The organism is Aurantimonas coralicida DSM 14790 (assembly GCF_000421645.1).
Classification (GTDB): Bacteria; Pseudomonadota; Alphaproteobacteria; order Rhizobiales; family Rhizobiaceae; genus Aurantimonas; species Aurantimonas coralicida.
Genome location: NZ_ATXK01000003.1, coordinates 159112 through 182180, shown reverse-complemented (window position 1 = coordinate 182180; position 23069 = coordinate 159112). Strand labels below are relative to the sequence as shown.

Sequence of the window (23069 nt, the reverse complement as noted above, 5' to 3'; positions counted from 1 at the left end):
TCAGGCCGGCCGGAAGCCGGCTTCCTCCAGCGCGTCCCGCGCCGCCGGCGAGGCGAGCGCGGCGAGAAACGCCTGCACCGCGGGCCGGTCCCGCCGCGCCGTCACCAGCGCGAAATCGTAGGCTTCCTCGGCCAACGGCAGGAAGCCGAGACCGGCCGCCTTCGCCACAGGCGCAATGGTTACGCCCCAGTCCGCCCGGCCCTGCACGACGGCCGCAGCGACCGCATTGTGGGATTTCGGCTGGTTCCAGTAGCCGTCCGGCCGTGCCGTGCCCAGCAGCCGGTCGATCAGGATGCGCGTGCCGGCGCCCTGGTTGCGGTTGACCATCAGGCAGTCCGGATCAGCCAGCGCCGCCGCAACCGCGTCGTCCGCCGAGCGGCCGGCAAAGCGCGGATCGCTCTCCCGGAAGACGATGCCCTGCATGCGCCGCCAGCCGGGCACGAGCTCCAGCCCCTCGGTCAGGAAGGGCTCATTGTAGCTGTCGCTGCGCGGGTCGAAGAGATGGATCGGCGCCAGATCGCATTCGCCGCGCTTGGCCGCCGCGAGCCCGCCCAGACTGCCGACGGCGAGCGTGCGCACGGCCCGCCCCTCGTCTGCCAGCGGCGCCAGCACCCGGTCGAGCCCGGTGCAATGGCTGCCGATGATGACGAGATCGGGAATGCGCAGCGACGGCGTGAACAGGGTGACGGACGCCTCGGTCCCGGCCGGCAGATGATCGGCCAGCGCCTCGATGCGCAGGAAGCCAGCGGCCTGGGTGAAGGAGGTGATCGCACCCGAGCCCTTGCCGGTCGGATAGGCGATCAGCTCGCCCTCGCCCTGGACCAGCGAGACCATGGCGAATTCGGTGCGGCCGAGTTCGGAGGCTATGCGCAGCGGGACGCGCGCCGTCACCTGCGTCTCCGTCCGCGGCGGCAGGCCGCCCATGCGGCGCAGGACCGGCGCGACCATGTCGTGGAAGGTGAACATCGCGGAGGTCGGAAAACCCGGCAGGATGACCACCGGCTTGCCGTCGCAGACGGCGAGGCACAAGGGCTTGCCCGGCTTCAGCGCCACGCCGTGGGCGACGATGCCCGGCGCGCCGAGGCGGTCGATGATGCGGTGGCTGACATCGCCGGCCCCCTTGGAGGTGCCGCCCGACAGGACCACCATGTCACTGTCCGCCAGCGCTGCCCGCAGCACGGCCTCGAGCCCCGCCTCGTCGTCGGGAAAGGCGCCAAGACGCGCCACGTCGCCGCCATTCTCGCTGATCGCCGCCGCGACGATCGCACCATTGGTGTCGTAGACCGAGGCCGGCTTGAGCGGTTCGCCCGGCTGCACCAGTTCGTCGCCGGTCGACAGCACCGCGACGCGGACCCGGCGTGTCACCGGGATTTCGGCGATGCCGCAGGCGGCCAGCATGCCGATCTCGCGCGAGCCCATGACGGTGCCGGCGCGCAGCAGCAATTCGCCGGCGGCCATGTCCGAACCGGCATGGGAGACGAACTGGCCCGGCGCCGCCGGACGCCTGATCTCCACACCGCCGTCGCCGGCCGGTTCGGTATGCTCGACCATCACGACCGCGTCGGCGCCGCGCGGCACCACGCCGCCGGTGGCGATCGGCGTCGCCGTCCCCGGTGCGACCGGCAGGGTCGGCGCGACGCCGCAGGCCAGCGTTTCGGCATTCAGGGACAGCCGCACCGGCCGGCCCTGCCCGCTCGCCGCGACATCCGCGGCACGCAGGGCAAAGCCGTCGACATTCGCGCGGTCGAAGGGCGGCACGTCGATGGGCGACAGGATGTCGATCGCCGAGACGCGCCCCAGCGCGTCCGCGAGCGCGACGGTCTCGCGCGGCAGCGGCCGCGGAAACAGCGCCGCCTCGAAGCGCTGCAACGCCTCTTCCCGCGACAGGATCGACAGGAATTGCTGCTGGTCGAGGCCCGTCGTTGCCGTCTCGGTAGGCGCGTCGCGGGGATCGGTGGTCATGGCGCCTCGTTGAGGAGTGAGCCGGACAGCATGGTGCCGGCGGCATGGCCTTCGCTGGAGGCCGGCACAAGGCACCAGGCATCGGCGGCGGCCATCTCGGCGAGCGGCAGGGCGCCGCAGGCGAGCGGCGTCCAGTCATCGTCCGAGCGTTTCAGGAGAGCGAGTTCCATCATGCCGATGGCCGAGGATATCTTGTGGGTCAGCCGGCGCGCAACCATCGGCCGCGGACGGGCACCGGCAAGGCGCGCCAGCAGCGTCTCCCCGAGCGCAAGCCACACGGCCATGGCCTGATCCGGCTGTCCCGGCAGCGCCACGACCGGCACCGGGCCGATCCGACCAACGGCTGCGGTCCGGCCGGGGCGAAGCGCGAGCCCGTGGGCGTGAAGCGCGCCTGCGCGGGCAAGCGCCGCAGGCGTTGCGTCGTCGGGCCCGGCGCCGGTACCGCCGATAACGACCACCAGATCCGCCGCTCCCGTCATGGCGGCGGCGATGGAGGCCGCGTCGCGCTCGCTCGTTATCCGTATTGTCTCGGCTCCGGCCGCTACCGCCCGTGCGGCGATCAGATCGGCGGTCAATCCGATGCCCTCGCAGGAGAGATCAACGAGCCGCAGGCGCGGCCGACGGACGGGCAGGGTCGCAAGGCCGAGGGCCCGCGCGCAGGCGATATCGAACGCCGAAATGCGCTGCCCCGGCTGCAACAGGCCGGCACCCGCGGCGATATCGTCGCCGGCCCGCCGCACACCCTCGCCGGGAATGGCTTCGCAGGTCACCTGCGTGAAGGGGCCGTCCGCCTCGACCCATTCGGCGTCCACGACGCAGTCGCAGCCCTCCGGCATCGGCGCGCCGACTGCAATCCGGCTCGGCGGCACGGCCAGCATCGCCGGCGCATAGGACGACGCCCCGACGAGATCGGCGGAGGCCAGCGCCCAGCCATCCAGCGCGGCCTCGTCGCGGTCCGGCACGGCGTGCGCAGCCGACACCGCGTTGGCCGCGATCAGGCCGCAAGCATCGGCCAGCGCCGTGTCGAGGGGGGCAACGGCCTCCACGCCATCCAGCAGCCATGCCGTGACGGTCTCGACATCGGCCAGCGATCCGCCCGGTCCATGAACCGTCATGCGCCGTGACCGCAGGAGGCTGCGCGCAGGCCTGCCGGATCGCGACGGCCTGTCGGCTGGCCGTCAGACAAGCGAGCGCAGGCGCGCGCCGGCGTCGGGGTGTGGAGGGAGATCATCGGATATGGCACGTCGTTGTCATGTCGCGGCGGCAGCCGCCTGCGACGAGATTACCGTCTTTGCCGGGTCGGGCAAACCCGTGAACCAATAGAGGCCTTGCATCTCGCACTGCACAACAGGCGGTGCGCCCCTCCCTTGTTTCCGCTATGGCGGTCGTGCAGTCTCGTCCAAAACCCATTCACGCCGCTGCCCAGCATTCGTTGCGCGCGCGTCTGTCAGCCAAGCCAGGTGACGCATGACTCCAGAAACGACCGCCGCCCTTCGTGGCACCGGTGACCGTCAGGCCGTGCGGCAGCGCTACGGCGAGGACGAGGCCATCGTGGTGAAGGATCTGGCCGCCCGGATCAGCCTGAGCGAGGCCGACCGCGCAGCCATCAGCGCCGCCGGCGCCGACATCGTCCGGCGGGTGCGCCGCGAGACATCGCCCAGCATGATGGAGAGCTTCCTCGCCGAATACGGCCTGTCCACCGAGGAAGGCGTCGGGCTGATGTGTCTCGCCGAGGCGCTCCTGCGCGTGCCCGATGCCGAGACCGTCGACGAACTGATCCAGGACAAGATCGAGCCCTCCGACTGGGGCGCGCATCTCGGCCACTCGTCCTCCTCGCTGGTCAATGCCTCGACCTGGGCCCTGATGCTGACCGGGCGGATCCTCGACGACGATCCGAGCCGCCCCGCCGCGGCCCTGCGCGGTCTCGTGCGACGGGTCGGCGAGCCGGTCGTGCGCCGCGCTGTCGCCCAGTCCATGCGGCTTCTGGGACGGCAGTTCGTGCTCGGCCAGACCATCGAGGAAGGCATGCGCAATGCCCGCGAGCGCGAGCGCCAGGGCTATACCTATTCCTACGACATGCTCGGCGAGGCGGCCCGGACCGAGGCCGATGCGCTGCGCTACCTCAAATCCTATTCCGACGCGATCGCCTCCATCGCGAAGGCCGCCAAGGGCGACGTGCGCTCCAATCCCGGCATCTCGGTCAAGCTGTCGGCGCTGCATCCGCGCTACGAGACCACCCATCGCGACACGGTGATGGCGACGCTGGTGCCGCGAGCGCTGGAACTCGCCCGGCAGGCGGCGAAGGCCAATATCGGCTTCAACATCGACGCGGAGGAGCAGGACCGGCTGGACCTGTCGCTCGACATCATCGAGGCGGTGCTGTCGGATGAGAGCCTGAGGGGCTGGGATGGCTTCGGCGTCGTCGTCCAGGCCTATGGCCGTCGCGCCGTGCCGGTCATCGAATATCTCGACACGCTGGCGCGCCGGCTCGACCGGCGGATCATGGTGCGGCTGGTCAAGGGCGCCTACTGGGACACTGAGATCAAGCTCGCCCAGGAGATGGGCACGCACACCTTCCCGGTCTTCACCCGCAAGGTGAACACCGATCTCAGCTACATGGCCTGCGCCCAGATGCTGCTCGACCGGCGCGACCGCATCTACCCGCAATTCGCCACCCACAACGCCCACACCTGCGCCGCCATCCTGAAGATGGCCGGCAATGATCGCGACAGCTTCGAATTCCAGCGCCTGCACGGCATGGGCGAATCGCTGCACGACATCGTCCACCGCCAGAACGACACGCGCTGCCGCATCTATGCGCCGGTCGGGGCACATCGCGATCTCCTCGCCTATCTGGTGCGCCGGCTCCTGGAGAACGGCGCCAACAGCTCCTTCGTCAACCAGATCGTCAACGAGGCCATCGCGCCGGAAGACATCGCCCGCGACCCGCTGTCCGAGGTCGAGGCGCTGGGCGAGGCCATCGCCAACCCGACCATCCGCACACCCGCCGAACTCTTCGCGCCCGAACGGAGGAACTCGAAGGGCTTCCGGGTCAACGAGCCCGCCTCGATCACCCCGCTGATCGAGGCCCGGCAGGCCTTTGCCGACGCGGTCTGGACCGCCCGGCCGATGCTGGCCGACGATCTCCCGGTCTCCGGCGAAGGGCGCACGGCCACTTCGCCGGCCGATCCGGGCCGTATTGTCGGCACGGTGCATGAGGCGAGCGCCGAGGACGTCCACCGGGCGCTCGCCGCCGCCGAGGCGGGCTTTGCCGCCTGGTCGGCCGTTCCCGTGGCCGAGCGCGCGGCGATCCTGCGCGCCATCGCCGATCTCTACGAAGCCAACATCGCCGAGCTGACCGTGATCGCCACCCGCGAGGCCGGCAAGACGCTGTCCGACGGCATCGCCGAGATCCGCGAGGCGGTCGATTTCCTGCGCTACTATGCCGACGAGGCCGAGCGGCTGGAGATCGAGGAGCCCGGCACGCCGCGCGGCATCTTCGTCTGCATCAGCCCGTGGAACTTCCCGCTGGCGATCTTCACCGGCCAGATCGCCGCGGCGCTGGCCGCCGGCAACGCGGTCCTCGCCAAGCCGGCCGAGCAGACGCCGCTGATCGCCACCCGCGCGGTCGAGCTGATGCGCGAGGCCGGCCTTCCCGCCGCAGCGCTGCAATTGCTGCCCGGCGACGGTCCGAATGTCGGCGGCCCGCTGACCTCCGACAAGCGGATCGCCGGCGTCTGCTTCACCGGCTCCACCGAAGTGGCGCAGATCATCCACAAGGCACTGGCCGCCAATGCCGGCCCCGATGCGGTGCTGATCGCCGAGACCGGTGGACTGAACGCCATGATCGTCGATTCCACCGCGCTGACCGAACAGGCGGTGCGCGACATCCTGATCGCCTCCTTCCAGAGCGCCGGCCAGCGCTGCTCGGCGCTGCGCATGCTCTATGTGCAGGAGGACGCGCGCGACCGGCTGCTGCACATGCTGGAGGGGGCGATGGACGCCCTCGTCGTGGGCGATCCGTGGCGGATCGACACCGACGTCTCGCCCGTCATCGATGCCGACGCCCGCGACGACATCACCGGCTATGTCGCAAGCCGCAAAGCCGCCGGCCAGGTGCTGAAGACCCTGCCGGTACCGCAGGACGGCCTCTATGCCGCGCCCTCGGTGGTCAGCGTCGGCGGCATAGACGACCTGAAACGCGAGGTGTTCGGGCCGGTGCTGCATGTGGCGACCTTCAAGGCCCGCGAGATCGACAACGTCGTCGACGCCATCAATGCGCGCGGCTACGGCCTGACCTTCGGCCTGCACACCCGAATCGACGACCGGGTGCAGCAGATCGTCGAGCGCATCCAAGTCGGCAACACCTATGTGAACCGCAACCAGATCGGCGCCATCGTCGGCTCGCAGCCCTTCGGCGGTGAAGGCCTGTCGGGCACCGGGCCGAAAGCCGGCGGGCCGTTCTACGTCGCCCGCTTCCGCCGCACCGAGCCCGCCGAGGACCTGCCCGCACCCGCAGCACCGGAGATTCCCGCCGCGAAGATCGCCGAGGCCATCGCCGGGCTCGACGCCCGCAACTGGGCGGCCCGCGGCGACCGCGTGTCGGTGCTGCGCCGCGCGCTGTCCGGCAAGGGCGGCATCATCCGACGCGCCTGTTCGGCGGTCGGCGCCTTCGATCCGGGTCCCTTCACCCTGCCGGGCCCGACGGGCGAGAGCAACCGGCTGAGCCTCTATCCGAGGGGCACCGTCCTCTGTCTCGGCCCGACGGCGGAGATCGGCCTGGCGCAGGCCGTCCAGGCGCTGTCCGCCGGCTGTGCGGCCATCATCGTGGCGCCCGGCGCCGCGGCACTCGCCGGGCCGGTGATCGCCGCGGGTGCGCCCCTCGCCGTGTTCGACGGAACGCTGGCACCGGGAGACATCGAACATCGCGACGGCATCGACGTGGTCGCCGCCGCGGGCCGGTCGGACTGGACCCGCGCGCTGCGCAACGCGCTGGCCGCCCGCAAGGGCGCGATCATTCCGCTGGAGACCGCGATCATTGGGCCGAGCCGCTATGTCGTCGAACGGCATCTGTGCATCGACACGACGGCGGCCGGCGGCAATGCCAGCCTGCTCGCCGCGGCCGAATAGGTCTTTCGACGCAACCGGCGCGGCGACACCCCGTCGCCCGCCGCCCTATCTGCCGGAACGCCCCGCCCCCCCCTGTCGGCGACAGGCAGTCTCCGGTGCCATGGAACGGCCTTCGGCCGTCAGACGAGGAAATGCCCGTGAACCAGTTTTCGCCCCTGCGCCGCGCCTCCGGGCGCCTGACCTTCCGTGCCGCCGATCGCGCGTCCCAGGCCATCGGCCGGGTTCTCGATCTCGACGAGGATGTCGCCGGCCGGATCTTCACCCGCTTCGATGCCGGGCGCGTCGTCGCCGAGGCCGAGGCGCTGGACCGGGACCCGGCGCGCCTCGCCGGGCCGCTGGCCGGCCTTCTCGTGGCGATCAAGGATCTCTTCGACGAGGAAGGCGAGGTCACGACCGCCGGCTCCGTCCACTTCGCCGGCAACACCCCGGCAACGCGCGATGCCGTCGCCGTGGCGCGGCTGCGGGCGGCCGGCGCCATCGGCTGCGGCCGCACCAACATGTCGGAATTCGCCTATTCCGGCGTCGGGCTGAACCCGCATTACGGCACGCCGGGCAACAGCCACGATGCCGAGCGCATTCCCGGCGGCTCGACCTCGGGCGGCGCGATCGCGGTTGCCTTCGGCATTGCCGATTTCGCGCTGGGTTCCGACACCGGCGGTTCGGTGCGCATCCCCGCCGCCTTCAATGCGCTGGCCGGCTTCAAGCCGACCCAGGCGGCCGTCCCGCTCGACGGCGCCTCGCCGCTGTCTGGCACCTATGACAGCGTCGGGCCGCTGGCGCTTGACATCGCCACCTGCGCGGCGGTCCACGCGGTGTTGTCCGGCGAAGATCGGCCGGCACCGTCCACAGGCGACAAGCCGCTGCGGCTCGGCGTGATGCGCACGCTCCTGACCGACAACATGGACAAGCAGGTCAAGGCCGATTTCGAGGCCGCGCTCAAGGCGCTGCGCGACGAAGGCATCGAACTGGTCGATGTGGAGCTGGCCGAGATCGCCCAGGCGGGCGCGGTGAACCGCATCCTCGTCGCCAGCGAAGCCCACGCCATCCATCGCGGCTATCTCGACGCGCTGGAGACGGCCGGCGATCCCCGCGTTCTCAAGCGCATCCGGGCCGCCGAGAGCTTCGGCTCCGGCGAGGCTGCAGCGGCCCGGCAGACCCGCGCCGAGGCGATCGTCGCCTTTGCCGATCTCGCCGACGGCTTCGACGCGATCATCGCGCCGACCGTTCCCATCGTGCCGCCGCTGATCGAGGAGGTCGAGGACGATTTCGACCGGCTCAACGCGCTGGTCCTGCGCAATCCGTCGACCATCAACTTCCTCGACGGCTGTGCCGCGACGGTGTCGATGCACCGCTCCGGCGAGTTGCCGACCGGCCTGATGATCTTCGCACCCGGCGGCCGCGACTGGCATGTGCTCGACGTGGCCGAAGAGGTCGAGGCCATCGTCGGCGACCGCTGAATTCGTCGCGGCGATCGGTTCGTTCCGGCCGGTCGCCGCGTCTTCAGTCGAGAACGTTGCGGATGGCGCGCAGGAAGATGCGCGCGCCGAGCCCGATCAGTTCGTCCGGGAAGTCGTATTGCGGCGTGTGCAGGCCGGGATGGCCTTCGCCCGATCCCAGCAGGAACATCGCCGAACGGGCCGTCGTGCCGAACCGTCCGAAATCCTCCGAGGCGCGCATGGGCAGAAGGCTGGTGTCGTGGGGCACGCCTTCCTCGTCGAGCGCCCGGCGCAGGATGGCGGTCGCCTCCCTGTCGTTGACGCAATGGGCGAAGATGTCGTCATAGCGGATCGCGACGCCGAGGCCGGACCGGCTTGCGGCGTCCCGCACCAGCGCCTCGGCGCGGGCGACCAGCTCGCCCATGCGGGCGTCGGTGAGGGTCCGCAGCGTCGCCCAGAGCTCGGCCGACCCCGGCGCGATGCCGGCTTCGCGTTCGCCCATCGACGCATGGGTGATCGTCACCAGCGAGAAATCCGCGTCGAGGTCGCCGCCGCGGCTGAGCGCCGTCAGGCCGGGCATGAGCTCGCATAGCGCGGTCATCGGCGAGCGCCCCTGATCGGGCGAGGAGGCATGGGCCGTGGTGCCCGACAGCGCGACCTGCAGGCTGCGCGAGGCACAGTTCGCCGGCCCCTCGATCAGCGCCCCCCGGCCGCGGGCGATGCCCGGCATGTTGTGCAGGGCGATGGCGATGTCCGGCGCGATGGCGTCGAAGGCCGGGTCGGCCAGCACTGCCGCCGCGCCGCTGCCGTCTTCCTCGGCCGGCTGGAACAGCAGGACCGCGCGCCCTTGGCCGGGACGTTGCCGGCCGAGCGCCAGCGCGACGCCGGCCAGCGTTGCCATATGGCCGTCATGGCCGCAGAGATGCGAGGTTCCCGGCCGCGTCGAGCGCCAGGCACGGTCCGACATCTGCTCAATCGGCAGGGCGTCCAGCTCGGCACGCACCATCAGCGTGGGGCCCGGCTCGCCACTGTCATAGACCGCGGCAACGCCGTGACCGCCAAGGCTCGTCACCAGCCTGTCGGGCTGGGTTTCGCCAAGGAAGGCGGCCACCCGGCGCGCCGTCTCGGCTTCCTCGCCGGAAACCTCCGGCGCCCGGTGCAGCGCGTGGCGCAGGTCGCGCAGCACGCCGAGATCGGCGGCGGACAGGAGCCGCTCGGCGGCGTTCTCCATCACCCGTCCCTCAGCCGTTGCGGGCGTTGCCGCGCAGGGTCGGCAGGCCGATGCCCGTCGCCCCGAAGCCACCGTCGACGCCGAGGATCTGGCCGGTGATGTAGCTCGCCCGTTCGCTGCAGAGGAAGAAGATCGCCTCGGCGATTTCCTCTTCGAGGCCGTAGCGGTTGAGCGGGACCGTGTCGTGGTAGTCGGCGCGGATGGCGGGGCTGTGCACGGCCTTGGCCATGGCCGTGTCGACCGGCCCGGGCGCCACCGCATTGACGCGGATGCCGAGCCCCGCCAGTTCCACCGCCTGCTGCTTGGTCAGATGGGCGAGACCGGCCTTGCTGGTGCCGTAGGCAACGCGCAACGTCGAGGCGCGCATGCCGGAGATCGACGTGATGTTGACGACGCTGCCGCCGCCGGTATTCGCCATAATCGGCGCGGCCTTCTGGGTGCACAGGAACGGGCCGCCGAGATTGACCGCCAGCGAACGCTGCCAGTCCTCGAAGGACGTCTCGAGCATCGGCTTGAAGACGGCGATGCCGGCATTGTTGACGAGGGAATCGAGCCGGCCGAAGCGCTGGATCACCGCGTCGAGCGCGGCGGCGACCGCATCGGGATCGGCGACATCGCAGGTCACGGCGAGCGTGCGGTCCAGCTGGCCGATCTCCGCGACCGCAGCCGCGAGCGTCTCGTCGTCGATGTCGAGCAGTGCGACCTGCCAGCCTTCGGCCAGGAACCGCCTGGCGGTCGCCAGCCCGATGCCGCGTCCCGCGCCCGTGATCAACGCGACCTTGTCCTGATGCTCCAACGCTCTGCCCTCCCCGGATGGAATTTCCAAGGCAGACATACCGTTGCGGCGCGTCCATGGCGAGGGTCGACGACGCCGCCCGGCCGAAGCCCGCACGCCGCCGCGCGGTTTGCGGCGTCAGCGGTCAGGAATGTTGGGGTGGGGAGAGGCCGCCTAGCGGCCCTGGGCCATCTGCTTGGGCCATTCGACGCGATCGCAGCCCCAGCCGGCGTCCTCGTGTTCGAGCCCGGCCTTGGCGTAGAGACTGTCGATGCTCTCGACGAGCGACTGCTCGATCGCTTCTGCTTCGGTGATGTGGCCGCGCTCCAAAGCGCTCACGATCTCGGATGCCAGCATGTCACGATCTTTCGTTTGTTACTCGTGTGCCAACGCGGCACATGCCGGCCGGTTCCGAAGAAATGCTCCGTTCGGTCATGTCGTGTGCCGCTGCGGCATCCGGCCGCGGCCGGCCCCGGTTCCGGCACTGACGGGCGAAGGCTTCAGCCAAGGCCGTAGGCCACCCCGTCGCGGCCCGGATCGGCGGCGCCCTCCAGCGTGCCGTCGGGGCGGATTCCCACGGCATGAACCCAGCCGATCGTATGTCCGTAGGGATTGCGGATCACCTCATAGCCCTCGCTCTCCAGTTCCCGGGCGACCGAGCGCCGGATGCGATTGGAGACGTCGATGGGGTTGCCGGTCGAGGAAAAGCGCGGCGCGGCCACCGCTTCGCCGACGGACATGCCGAAATCGACGACGTTGAGGATGGCCTGCAGGACGCCCATGACGATCTGGGTGCCACCCGGCGCCCCGAGCACCAGTTCGGGCCGGTCCCCATCGAAGACGATGGTCGGGCACATGGCACTGAAGCGCGACTTGCCGGGTGCGATGCTGCCGGCGCGGCCGGGGCGCGGGTCGAAGACGCCCATGCAGCCATTGTAGAGGAAGCCCAGCCCGTCGGTGATGACGCCCGAGGGCATGCCCAGCGAATGGGTCATGGAGACGCAATTGCCGTCGCCGTCGACCACCGACAGATGGGTCGTATTGACCGGCACCGCGTTCGGCGCCTGAAGCCGCGGCACCTCTGCGCGCACGCCGGCGCGGATCTCGCCCGCCAGTTCGCGCGCATAGGCCTTGTCGGTCAGATGCGCCAGCGGCACGTCGAGGAAGCGCGGATCGCCGACATGGCGGTCCTTGTCGATGGTGGCGCGCTTCATCGCCTCGCAGACGGTGCGGATGTAGTCCGGCGAGTTGTGCCCGAGCCCGGCGAGGTCGAAATTCTCCAGGATGTTCAACATCTCGACCAGCATCACGCCGCCGCCCGGCGGCTGATTGGTGGTGATGCGGCGGCCGCGATAGCTGGCGGTCAGCGGTGCGTTGCGCTGCGGGGCATAGTCGCTGAGATCGTCGCCCGACAGCAGCGCGCCGTTGGCGGCCATGTCGGCGGCGATGCGGGCGCCGATCTCGCCGGTATAGAAATCCTCGGCGCCGTGTTCGGCGATCCGCCGCAGGGTCGCGGCGTAGTCGGGATTGCGGATCGGCTCGCCGACCGTCAGCGGCGTGCCGTCGGGGCGGCAGTAGAGCGCGCGCCCGGTGGCGCTGAAGGCGAGGCGCTCGGCCGTCGCCGCGCGGCCCATCTTGGAGCCCTCCATGAAGAAGGTGTACATGGCCGGGCGCACGAAATAGCCGTTCTCAGCCCACTCGATCGCCGGCTGCAGGATGGTTTCCCAAGACAGGCGGCCATGGGCCCGGTGCACCTCCTCATAGGCGCGCAGGGCCGCCGGAACGCAGATCGCGCCATAGCCGAGATCGTTGACCCGGTCCTTCAGGACGAAGCCGAAGCCGTCGCGCGTCTCGCCCTCGACGCGGTCTTCCCACATGTCCGGGCGGGCAGCCTTCGGCGCCGGGGCATGGAAGTCGAGATATTCGTGCAGCCCCTTCCCCGGCATGTAGAGGCCGAGACTGCCGAAGCCGGCGATGCCGCACATCAGCGGATCGACGACCGTCTGGGCCAGCGCGCAGGCGATCGCCGCGTCGACGGCATTGCCGCCCTTCTCCAGCATCTCGATGCCGGATTCGGCCGCTTCGGGCTGCGGACAGACGACCATCGCCTGAGACTGCATGCTGTCGCTCCTGTCGGGGATCGGAAAGGTCAGAGACGCACGAGGTGGCGCGGCCGGCCCCATTCGCCGGCATCGGCGACCGCGCGGGAGACGTCCTCGCGCAGCATCAGCCCGTCGGCGACCAGCGCCTCCGCGGCCTGGCGGATCGCCGCCACATAGCCGTCGGCGGTGCCGTAGCGGGCGAGGACCGAGCGCCGGGGGTCGCCGGTCTGGCCGCGTTCGTCCTCGCTGTCGGGAAACGGAATGTAGCTGCCGGTGATGCCGACCATGGCACCATGGCCGACGTCGCGGCGGCGCACGCTCCAGCCGGTATAGGTGCCGAGCGGCGCCTGGACCATCGGCGCGCGGATGCCGGCGAGATCGTTGCCGTCGCCGTCGACGGCCGGCACCTGCACCGGGTAGCACTCGCCGGCCAGGATCTCCGGCGGCTCGTTGGCGATCATCCCGGCATCGATGTCGGGACCGAAGTCGAGCCGCTCCAGCTTGCTCGGGCCACGCGGCAGGGCGACGCCGGGGATATGCGGGAACGCCGCCCGCCACATGTCCTCGGCGACCAGCGTGCCGTCGGCGCGCGCCGGAATGCGGCTTGCCGGGGGCGGCGTGCCCTCGCTTGCCCATGCGTCGAGATTGTCGAGCCCGGCGCGAAACAGCATCGAGGTGGCGACGACGTTAAAGCATTCCTGCGCCAGCCCCTTGGCGGGCGCGGTAACGAGCGGCGAGGCGTAGTGCTGGGAGCTTGCCCACAGATACACCCGGACATTGTCGGGCTGGGCCAGGTCGCGGCCCTTGGTGTCGGTGTGCACCAGCGAGGCCCGGCGGTGCCAGTATTCGCAGGCGGTATCCGTATGGATGACCAGCGGATCGGTGTCCGGCCGCTTGAGGATGGCGTCCTCGCAGCCCGAATAGTGATCGGTGGACATCGCATAGGAGAAGGGAAAGCGATCGGCCGGCGAGAAATGGTTCTCGTGTTCCTGGCCCGGCAGCAGCACCAGATTGGCGAAGCGGTGGTTCATCCACATCTTGCCGGCACCGGCGACGTGCGGCATCACGCCGTCGAAGACCTTGCGGTTCCTCGCGTCGGCATTGAAGCCGAGATACAGGAAGTCGCGGATGCAGCGCCCGGTCTGGGAGCGGCCCCAGGCATAGGCCTTCTCGACGCCGACACCGTTGTCGCGCAGCGGATTGGCCTGCCCGCTGGCGGTCGTCTCCCCGTGCTTCAGGAAGCTGACGAAGTCCCGCACGGCAACATGGCCGACGCCGAGAACCAGCGGGTCGCGGGCCTCGTAGACGATCTCGTAGATCCAGCCGGTCTCGAAGCCATCCGGCAGGAAGACATGGCTGTCGGAGGCGATGATCGCCTCCTCCATGCCCTGATTGTCGACACCACCACCGCGCTCGGTGCGGGCAAACGCCCAGGCATCGGCCGGGATCTCCTCGCGCACGCTGTGGGCGTAGCGCCGGCGGGTCAGCCGCGCGGTGCGGGTGTCGAGCGAGACGGTGGGATAGCTGCGCGTCGAGACCAGCGAACTCAGCGGGAATACCCGCGTGCCGGGCTCCACCGCGATGAATTCCGAGCGGGTCCGGCCGGTGATCGAACGGCCGTTCTCGCTCGCCACCGGTGCGTCGAGCAGCATGCGGCCATTGCCCGGCAACAAATCGCCTTGCCAGGCGAGCCAGCCGACCGAATAGCCGCGCCGCATCAGGAAGCCGTTGCCGGCATCGGCGCGGCTGCGCGGGTCGTTGGTGGACGGCGCGTCATTGAAGAACTGCAGCGCGCGCTTGTTGCCGCGATTGCCGTAGTCGAAGAACAGCCGACGATTGCCGCGCGACAGATCGACCGGCTTGAGGATGCAGAAATCGGCCGCGAAGACGACGCGGCCCTCGGCATCGACGGGGGCAAGGCCGATATCTGTCACGACGCGCTGGGCCTCGGCCGCGGGATCGACCCGGAAGATCACCCGGCCGGACAGCCGCTCGTAGGGACCTGCGGCGCCGAAGCTCTCGCCCTCGGCGAACAGGCAGCGCTCGTCCAGCCGGTAATCGATCTCGGAATCCATATGCGGTCCCTTCAGCCTGCCGCGCGCGCGGGATGCGCCGCGGCGCCGAAATTGTTCGGGTGGTGACAGCGAAAGACCGGGTCGATGCCGGCAGGGTTCGGATCGACCTCGGCGCACAGCGCGTCGGCCTTGGGGCAGCGCGGATGGAAGGCGCAGCCGGAGGGCGGATTGACCGGGCTGGGGAACTCGGCCTCGAGCCCGAGTTCGGGCAGTCGGGCGCCGGCGCGCGGCGGCAGCACCGCCTTCAAGAGGGCATCGCTATAGGGATGGCAGGGCCGCTCGAAGATGGCGTCGGCGTCGCCGCGCTCGACGATCTGGCCGAGATACATCACCGCCACCTCGTCGGCGAGGTGGTGCACCACGGCCAGGTTGTGGCTGATCAGGATCATCGTCAGGTTCAGTTCCTGCTTCAGCCGGTGCAGCAGATTGAGGATCTGGCTCTGCACCGAGACGTCGAGGGCCGAGGTCGGCTCGTCGCAGATCAGGATTTCAGGCTCGCCGATCAGCGCCCGGGCGATCGCGACGCGCTGGCGCTGGCCGCCGGAGAGCTGGCTGGGATAGGCCTCGACCAGATGCCGCGGCAGTCCCACCTCGCCCGCCATTTCGTGGACGCGCGCGCGCCGCGAGGCAGCCGTCCCCTCGCCGCGCACCTTCAGCGGCGCGCCGATGATCGCCTCGACGGACATGCGCGGATTGAGCGAGGAATAGGGATCCTGGAACACCGGCTGGATCAGCCGGGCCCGAGCCAGACGCTCATAGTCCTGGATCGGCCGGCCGGAGACCAGCACGGTCCCCGCGGTCGGGTCCTCGATGCCGAGGAGGATGCGGGCGAGCGTGCTCTTGCCGCAGCCCGATTCCCCGACGAGGCCGAGCGTGCGGCCGCGGTCGACGCTGAGATCGATGCCGCGCAGGGCCCGCAGGGTTGCCTTCTTGCGGAAGGCGCCGCCGACGGCATAGTCGCGCGTGACGCCGCGCATGCTGAGAACGGTCTCGGTCATGAGCTTGCCTCCGACTGCCGTGTCCAGGCTTCGGGATCGCGTCCGCTGCCGTCGGCCGGCAGGACGCAGCGCATCAGATGGCCGCCGCCGGCATCGCGCAGCGCGATCGGCCCTTCGGCGCAGGGCGCATGGGCATAGGGACAGCGCTCCAGGAAGCCGCAGCGCGTCAGGTCGCCGGTCTGGCGCGGCACGACGCCCGGAATGAAACCCAGCGTCTCGCCGCGCCGGGTCTCGCCCGGCACCGGGATCGAGCGCATCAGGCCCTCGGGATAGGGGTGCAGCGGGCGGGCAAGCACCTCGTCGCAGGTCCCCGCCTCGACGACCTCGCCGCCATACATCACGACGATGCGGTCGGCCATGCCGGCAACCACGCCGAGATCGTGGGTGATCAGGATCAGGCCGATGCCGGTCTCGCGCTGGATGTCGCGCAACAGCCGCAGGATTTGGGCCTGGATGGTCACGTCGAGAGCCGTGGTGGGCTCGTCCGCGATGATCAGTTCGGGCTCGCACAGCAGCGCCATGGCGATCATCACGCGCTGGCGCAGGCCGCCGGAAAGCTGGTGCGGATACTGGGTCAGCCGCTCCTCGGGCGACGGAATGCCGACCTTGCGCAGGAGCTCCAGCGAGCGCTCGCGGGCGGCGCTGCGCGAGACCTTGCGGTGCTGCCTCAGGATCTCGGCCATCTGGTCGCCGATCCGGTAGCAGGGATCGAGGGCCGTCATCGGATCCTGGAAGATCATGGCGATGCGGTCGCCGCGCAGCTTGCGCCAGCGCCGCGGCGAGGCCTCGCTCAGGGATTCGCCGTTGAGGTCGATGCGCTCGGAGGTCAGCTTCGCCTGGCGCGGCAGGAGGCCCATGATGGCCAGCGCCGTCAGGCTCTTGCCGCAGCCGGATTCCCCGACGATGGCAACGGTCTCGCCCTTGGCGACGCTGATGTCGATGCCGCGGACAGGGCGCAGCACGGTGTCGCGGACGGGGATCTCGACTTTGAGGCCGGTCACTTCGAGGATGGGGGCGGTCATGCTCATGCCTTGCCCTCCGGCGTGGTGACATCGCGCAGGGCATCCCCGACGAGATTGATCGCGAAGATCAGCAGCACCAGCGCGGCACCCGGCACGGCGATCATCCAGGGGCGGAACAGGAGCTGGCTCTTGGCTTCGGCCACCATCAGCCCCCAGGACACGTTCGGCGGCTGGACGCCGAGGCCGAGGAAGGACAGCGCTGCCTCCAGGAGGATGGCGTGGGCCAGCTCGATCGAGGCGACGACGATCAGCGGCCCCATGATGTTGGGCAGGATCTCCCGGATCAGGATGCGGCTGGTGGAGCTGCCGATGGTGCGTGCCGAGGTGATGTATTCGCGCGAGGCCAGCTGCTGGGTGGCGCTGCGCATGACGATAGCGAAGCGATCCCAGAGCAGAAGCCCGATCACCATGACCAGCAGCGACAAAGAGCTGCCGACCAGCGCCACGACGACCAGCGCGACGAGGACGACCGGCAGCGTCAGGCGGATGGTGATGATGAAATTGACCACCAGATCGACCCAGCCGCCCCAGTAGCCGGCGGCGACGCCCATGGCGGTGCCGATGGTGCCGGAGATGAGAATGGTCAGGAAGCCGATCATCAGCGAGATGCGGGCGCCGAAGAGGAGCCGCGTGAGGTAGTCGCGGCCGAGCCCGTCGGTGCCCAGCGGATGCGCCCAGCTGCCGCCCTCGGCCCAGACCGGCGCGACGAAGCGTTGGCCGAGATCCTGGATCGACGGATCGTAGGGCGTCAGCCACGGCGCGAACATGGCGGCCAGGAAGATGACGAGGATGATCAGCCCGCCGACCCAGAAGCTGCCATGCCGGAGGGCGCGGCCGACGGCCACGCGGGTCGGCGAGACCGCGATCTGGAGAGGCGGAGCGTGGGTGACTGGGGGCATGGAACTCACGAGATGCGGATCCGCGGATCGAGGGCCGCGTTGAGGAGGTCGGCGACGAGGGTCAGGATCGCGTAGGCGACGGCGATCAGCAGCAGGATCGCCTGGATCACCTCGATGTCGGCGCGCTGGATGGACTCCCAGGCGAGATGGCCGATGCCCTTGAGGGAAAAGATCGTCTCGATGACGATCGAGCCGCCCAGCATGAAGCCGAGCTGGACCGCGGCGAGCGAGACCACCGGCACAATGGCGTGGCGCAGGCCATGGCGCACCACGACCCGCCAGGGCGTCAGGCCATAGGCGCGGGCCGTGCGCACATGGTCGGCCTGCATGACGTCGAGCATGCCGGAGCGGGTCAGGCGCATGATCGCCGGGGTGGCGTAATAGCCGAGCGCCACCGAGGGCATGATGAAATGCGCCCAGGTGGAATCGCCGGAGATCGGCAGCCAGCGCAGATAGACGCCGAAGAGATACATCAGGCCGAGCGCGAAGAGGAAGGACGGCAGCGCCTGGCCAGCGACCGCCAGCCACAGCGAGATGCGGTCGATCATTGTGTTGGGGCGCAGCGCCGCCAGGACGCCGAGCGGAATGGAGAGCGCCAGCGCGAAGGTCAGCGCCAGGACGCCCAGTGTTGCAGTGACCGGCACGTGCTCGGCCAGGACATCCACAACGTCCATGCGCAGGTAATAGGAGCGGCCGAAATCGCCCTGCAGGAGACGGCCGATCCAGTCGAGATATTGCAGGATCAGCGGGCGGTCGAAGCCGAAGAGTTCACGCACCGCCGCGATGTCGCTGGCCGAAGCCCCCTCGCCGGCCATCGCCGCCGCGGGATCGCCGGACATGTGGACGAGCAGGAAGGCGATCACCGAGGTGACAGCCACCACGAGAAACGTCACCAGCAGGCGTTTGAGAATGAAGAAGAGCATTGAGCCTCGGGTCGGTGGCCGGGGAGCCTGACGCTCCCCGGCGGACGCTGGTTATTTCCACTTGGCGAGATAGAAATGCGCCATCTCGTCGGGGGTCACCGGATAGTCCAGGTCCTTGTTGAAGGCGTAGGTCCGGCCATAGATGAAGAGCGGGATGTAATAGGCTTCATCCGCGATCTTCTTGAGCGCCTTGGAGTAGAGCGCCTTGCGGGCCTCGGTATCCGTGGTCGTCTCGGCTTCCGTCAGCCAGTCGCGCACTTCCTCGTCGCGGGCGTAGTCGTCCGGCCCGAACTGGAAGTAGTAGCCGGTCGAGGCCGAGGCATCGAGCATGCCGTTGGAGCCGAAGGTCAGATGCGCGATCTGGGTCTCGTCGCCGGCGATCAGCGGACGCAGGGCCCGCCACTGCAGGAACTGCAGGTCACCCTTGATGCCGACGGCGCGCAGATAGTTCAGCACCGCTTCCGAATAGGGCCGGTCGCGATAGGCGTGGAACGGAACCTCGAAGCCATCGGGGTAGCCCGCCTCGGCCAGCAGCGCCTTGGCCTTCTCCGGATCGTAGGGGTACTGGGTGACATCGGTCTCGCAGCCGAACTGCACCGACACGCACATGGATTTCTGCACCGTCGAGCCTTCGCCGACGAGGTTCTCGGTGATCGCCTCGCGGTCGATGGCATGGGCGATGGCCTGACGCACGCGGATGTCGGTCATCGGCGTCTCGCCGGTGCGGCCGGCGGCGTCCAGCGCCAGGAACGACATGCGCATGGTCGGCGCCGAGACGACGGTGAGGTTGTCCATGTCATTGAGCATGCCGGCATTCTCGGGCGGCACGCCCCAGATCCAGTCGACGCCGCCGGTGACGACCTCGGCGATCTGGGTCTCGGGGTCCTTGATGGTCCGGTAGATGATCTTGCCGATGGACGGCTTGCCCTTCGGGCTGCCCTCGAAATAATCCGGGTTGAGCTCCAGGGTCAGCGACTGGCCGGCCTGGTAGTCGGTCAGCTTGTAGGGCCCGGTGCAGACCGGGTTGACGGCGCCCCAGTCGCGGCGCGTCGTGCCGTCGGCACCCGGCACTTCCGGCGCGCTGTCGTAATGGCCGGCCGGATAGATCGGCGAGGTGCCGGACAGATATTCGAAGGCCGCCGGCGTCGGCGCCTTGGCATGGATGCGGACCTTGTGGTCGTCCACCACCTCGACATTGTCGATCCAGTCGACGATCACGCGGATCTTCATGTCGCTGTCGGGCGCCGCGACATGGTTCAGCGTGTCGGCCACGTCCTGGGCGTCGAAATCGGTGCCGTCGTGGAACTTGACGCCTTCGCGCAGGTCCATCTCCAGCGTCTTGTCGTCGACCCATTCCCAGCTCGTCGCCAGCAGCGGCTGGTACTCGTTGGTCTCCGGGTCGCGGTGGATCAGGCTGTCGCACTGGGCGTAGGCGGTGATCAGCGCCTCGCGCTGGTTGCCGTAATAGAGGTCGGGGGTATCCATCTCGGTGGATGTCGCCCAGACGAAGGTGTCGTTGTCTTTGCCGGCCAAGGCCGGCGAGGCCGCGAGCGTCATCGCGCAGGCGGCCATCAGGGTATTTCTCAGCGTCTTCATCGTGCTTCCCTCTCCTGGTTTCCTCATCGCGGCTGGCTCGCCGTCATCGGCAGTTCGACCAGCGACCCGCCGGTTCCGCCTCGAACGATCGTCAAAAGGGGCGGTCGCCCGTGCGGCAGCTGCACGTAATGATCGCAGTCCGCACCGGCGATCGAAAGGCGGATGCAGCTTCCGGCGCCGAACGTCCACGACGTCGGCAGCAGCGCGAAGCGCATCCGCGCCGGCTTGCCGGGCACCATCGGTACGGCGCTGGCCCGGCTGAAATCGCGATAGGGCCACGACCAGTCCTGATCGGCCGGCGCCGGCATCTCGTGCCGGTGCAGGGCCCGCAGCACCCCCTCGGTGACGTAGCGAACGGTGCCGTCGGCCTCGACCTCCGACAGATAGACGTGAATCACCGCGTCGCCCTCGCTGGACGCGATGGACAGGTCGACCACCGGATGGCCGGACATGCGCGCGGCGGCTTCGAGCGGCGCGCTGGTATAGGACTGCATCGCCGCGTCGCGGCCCTGCCAGTCGGCGTAATAATCGGTGGTGTTGAGGGCGGCGAGGCGCTCATGGCGCGTGTCGTTGCCGGTGCCGACGGTATAGTCCACCTGGTAGGCGTCCTCGCCGGCAACGCCCCTTGCGGAGGCCAGACGACCGCCCTCGTCCAGATGCAGGACCTGCCGCTGTTGATGCGGCGGCCATGCGTCGGCGGCCTGCCAGACTTCCTCGTGCATGGAGAAATAGTGGATCGGCGCCTCGTCCTTCAGCCCGGTGTCGAGGCCCATCAGATATTCGTCGAAGAACCGCAGCACTCCGGCCAGGACGTCGAAGTCCGGAGCGGTGTGATCCCGCCAGGGCGACACATTGGTGCGGGCGCCATGGTCCCACGGACCCAATAGCAGATGCTGCCGGCGATTGGGGAGCGACCGATAGCGGGCGATGGCGCCATTGGCGAAGCCGGCCCCGTCCATCCAGCCCGAAATCGAGTAGATCGCCACGTCCGGCGCGATGTCGGCGGCGTAATGGTAGGGGCTGAAGCAGTGCGCCCCGAAGGACGGATCGTAGGGCAGCCGGTCGTCGGCGAAGGGAAACTCGCCGATGAAGTCCGGCATGTGGAAATTGCCGAGATGTTCGCGCACCGCTGCACGGCAGAGCGTGCCGTCGCCGTCCTCGTCCACCGGCTGCGGACCGGCAAAGTCCGGATTGTCGAAATAGGGCTGGTTCGCCAGCACGTCGCGGCGGTCATGGTCGAGCCCGACCATGATGTCGTCGTAGCTCGCCGCCAGTTTGTTCAAGAGCACGCCACCCGGATAGAGGTGATCGACCCAGGTGTTCCAGACCGCGAAGAGCGGCGCGATCGCCTTCACCGCCGGATGGCCGGTACTGGCGAGGAAACAGGCGGCCGCGCCGAGATAGGAAATACCGGTCGAGCCGATGGTGCCGTCCGACCAGGGCTGGGCGACGATCCAGTCGGCGATCTCGCGGAAATCCTCGCGCTCGGCTGGGGAGCGGAAACTGTCGCGGGTGCCGAAGCTGGCGCCGGTGCCGCGCACGTCGACCACCACCACCGCATAGCCGCGCGGCACGAAGGCATCGCGGTAGCGCGCCGCGTTGGGGCTGGGCTCGGTGTCGGCGGAGGCCCCGTCCCGCAGCGCGAACCGGCGGTAATAGGGCGTCAGGATCAGGATGGTGGGAATGCGGTCCGGCCGTTCCGGCCCTTCCGGCAGGTAGATGTCGGCGGCGATCCGGCAGCCATCGCGCATCTCGATGTAGCAGGAGGCCGGCCGGGCCGGCAGCGCGAACTGCGCGGGGCGCTCGTCCCGATAGCGCGACGGCGGCTTTCGCCAGGCGTCACCTTTCGTATCGCTATCAGACATCGGAACTCCGTACGCGCCTCTCAGGGTGGTCAGCGTACGGGGCCTGTGCCATGCGTCAATTTCGATCTTCGCAAGATCTCATGCGCAAAGCGAATGGAGTGAACCGGTGAATCTGAAGGGTCTGGAAGCCTTGCGCGCCTTCATGGAGGGCGGTTCGCTGAACGGGGCCGCCGAACGTCTGCACCGCACGCAGCCGCAGGTCAGCCGGCTTCTGGCCGCGCTGGAGGACGAGGTCGGCTTCGCGCTGTTCACTCGCACGAAGCGCCGGCTGGTGCCAACCACCGAGGCGCGCGAATTCTACAGCCATGTGGAGCACGCGCTCTACAGCCTCGACGAAGCCATGCACGCGGCGCAGCGGGTCAAGGCGCGCCAGCGCCGGCATGTGCGCATCCTGACCGCCCCGAACATCACCGGCGCGCTTCTGGGGGATGCCATCGCGACGATGACGGCGGAAGACCCCGGCTTCACCGCCGCCATCGATTCGCGTTCGCGTCTCGACATCGAGAAATGGCTCGGCCGCGAGCAGTTCGATCTGGGCATCACCGTCCTGCCGATGGACAATGACGCCATCGACATCGAGCCGATCGCCTCGATCCGCGCCGTCGCCGTCATGCGCCACGATCACCCGCTGGCCGGGCGCCGCCGGATCCACGCCGAGGATCTGCGCGACCTGCCGCTGATCGCCAACGCGCCGCGTACCGTCATGCGGCAATCCCTGGACGCCGCGTTTCGCAAGATCGACGCCACGCCGACGATCCGGCTGGAAACACCGAACGGCATCGTCGCCTGCGAACTCGCCGGTCTCGGCGTCGGCGTCGCCGTCGCCGACGGCTTCGTCGCCCGCTCGAGCCTCAAGCCCGGCATGGTGATCCGCCCGTTCGAGCCGGCAATCGAACTGCATTACGTGTTCATCCTGCCGAAATGGCAGGCCCGCACGCCGACGATCAACCGGCTGACCTCGCTCGTGCGGTCCGCAGCGATCGAGGAAGCCGCGCTGGCCAACCAGCAATGGCTCGAATCCGAAGATAAGCCGGCCTGACGTTCATGCGCGGGGC

The 23069-nt window shown here is 69.4% G+C and carries 16 protein-coding genes; 3 read left to right on the top strand and 13 right to left on the bottom strand.

The genetic code is table 11. The features are described 5' to 3' along the window. A complete protein-coding gene (locus H536_RS0109380; RefSeq protein ID WP_024350231.1) occupies nucleotides 1-1962 on the bottom strand; it encodes a molybdopterin biosynthesis protein in 1962 nt (653 codons plus the stop codon). After that, nucleotides 1959-3077 carry a molybdopterin-binding protein gene (locus H536_RS0109375; RefSeq protein ID WP_024350230.1) on the bottom strand — a complete coding sequence of 373 codons (1119 nt, stop codon included), beginning with the start codon at nucleotides 3075-3077 and terminating at the stop codon, nucleotides 1959-1961. Before H536_RS0109375 ends, H536_RS0109380 begins: the two co-directional genes overlap by 4 nt. 352 nt (nucleotides 3078-3429) lie before the next feature. Between H536_RS0109375 and putA the strand changes: the two genes are divergently transcribed. Beyond that, complete coding sequence (gene putA / locus H536_RS0109370) at nucleotides 3430-7092, top strand: bifunctional proline dehydrogenase/L-glutamate gamma-semialdehyde dehydrogenase PutA (protein WP_024350229.1); 3663 nt, start codon at nucleotides 3430-3432, stop codon at nucleotides 7090-7092. A gap of 131 nt (nucleotides 7093-7223) precedes the next feature. Beyond that, entirely contained in the window at nucleotides 7224-8549 is a 1326-nt protein-coding gene (locus H536_RS0109365; RefSeq protein WP_024350228.1) for an amidase, read from the top strand. A 43-nt stretch (nucleotides 8550-8592) separates the two neighbouring features. Here H536_RS0109365 and H536_RS0109360 read toward each other — a convergent pair whose 3' ends face one another. From H536_RS0109360 to H536_RS0109310, 11 genes are all read right to left on the bottom strand, one after another. Then, nucleotides 8593-9759 (bottom strand): amidohydrolase, encoded by a 1167-nt coding sequence (locus H536_RS0109360; RefSeq protein ID WP_029702973.1) that lies wholly within the window; start codon nucleotides 9757-9759, stop codon nucleotides 8593-8595. A 10-nt stretch (nucleotides 9760-9769) separates the two neighbouring features. Continuing rightward, on the bottom strand, nucleotides 9770-10594 hold the full coding sequence (locus H536_RS0109355) for an SDR family NAD(P)-dependent oxidoreductase (RefSeq protein ID WP_024350226.1): 825 nt from the start codon (nucleotides 10592-10594) through the stop codon (nucleotides 9770-9772). A gap of 114 nt (nucleotides 10595-10708) precedes the next feature. After that, nucleotides 10709-10891: a hypothetical protein gene (locus tag H536_RS0109350; protein WP_024350225.1), complete on the bottom strand. Its 183-nt coding sequence runs from the start codon at nucleotides 10889-10891 to the stop codon at nucleotides 10709-10711. 143 nt (nucleotides 10892-11034) lie between these two features. Further along, nucleotides 11035-12654: a gamma-glutamyltransferase gene (gene ggt, locus H536_RS0109345; protein ID WP_024350224.1), complete on the bottom strand. Its 1620-nt coding sequence runs from the start codon at nucleotides 12652-12654 to the stop codon at nucleotides 11035-11037. Between the two features lie 29 nt (nucleotides 12655-12683). Continuing rightward, nucleotides 12684-14711, bottom strand: coding sequence for an alpha/beta hydrolase domain-containing protein (locus H536_RS0109340; protein WP_024350223.1), 2028 nt, complete (start codon nucleotides 14709-14711; stop codon nucleotides 12684-12686). A gap of 11 nt (nucleotides 14712-14722) precedes the next feature. Further along, nucleotides 14723-15709, bottom strand: a complete 987-nt coding sequence (locus H536_RS0109335; protein WP_035694797.1) for an ABC transporter ATP-binding protein — start codon at nucleotides 15707-15709, stop codon at nucleotides 14723-14725. Then, entirely contained in the window at nucleotides 15706-16737 is a 1032-nt protein-coding gene (locus H536_RS0109330) for an ABC transporter ATP-binding protein (RefSeq protein WP_029702967.1), read from the bottom strand. The genes H536_RS0109335 and H536_RS0109330 overlap by 4 nt, the downstream gene beginning before the upstream one ends. Then, complete coding sequence (locus tag H536_RS0109325; protein WP_024350220.1) at nucleotides 16734-17630, bottom strand: ABC transporter permease; 897 nt, start codon at nucleotides 17628-17630, stop codon at nucleotides 16734-16736. Before H536_RS0109325 ends, H536_RS0109330 begins: the two co-directional genes overlap by 4 nt. Before the next feature lie 5 nt (nucleotides 17631-17635). Continuing rightward, nucleotides 17636-18553, bottom strand: coding sequence for an ABC transporter permease (locus tag H536_RS0109320; RefSeq protein ID WP_024350219.1), 918 nt, complete (start codon nucleotides 18551-18553; stop codon nucleotides 17636-17638). 51 nt (nucleotides 18554-18604) lie between these two features. Beyond that, complete coding sequence (locus tag H536_RS0109315; protein WP_024350218.1) at nucleotides 18605-20149, bottom strand: ABC transporter substrate-binding protein; 1545 nt, start codon at nucleotides 20147-20149, stop codon at nucleotides 18605-18607. A gap of 23 nt (nucleotides 20150-20172) precedes the next feature. Further along, nucleotides 20173-22014, bottom strand: a complete 1842-nt coding sequence (locus H536_RS0109310) for a CocE/NonD family hydrolase (RefSeq protein ID WP_024350217.1) — start codon at nucleotides 22012-22014, stop codon at nucleotides 20173-20175. A gap of 106 nt (nucleotides 22015-22120) precedes the next feature. Between H536_RS0109310 and H536_RS0109305 the strand changes: the two genes are divergently transcribed. Next, complete coding sequence (locus tag H536_RS0109305) at nucleotides 22121-23053, top strand: LysR family transcriptional regulator (RefSeq protein ID WP_024350216.1); 933 nt, start codon at nucleotides 22121-22123, stop codon at nucleotides 23051-23053. Nucleotides 23054-23069 lie beyond the last annotated feature (16 nt).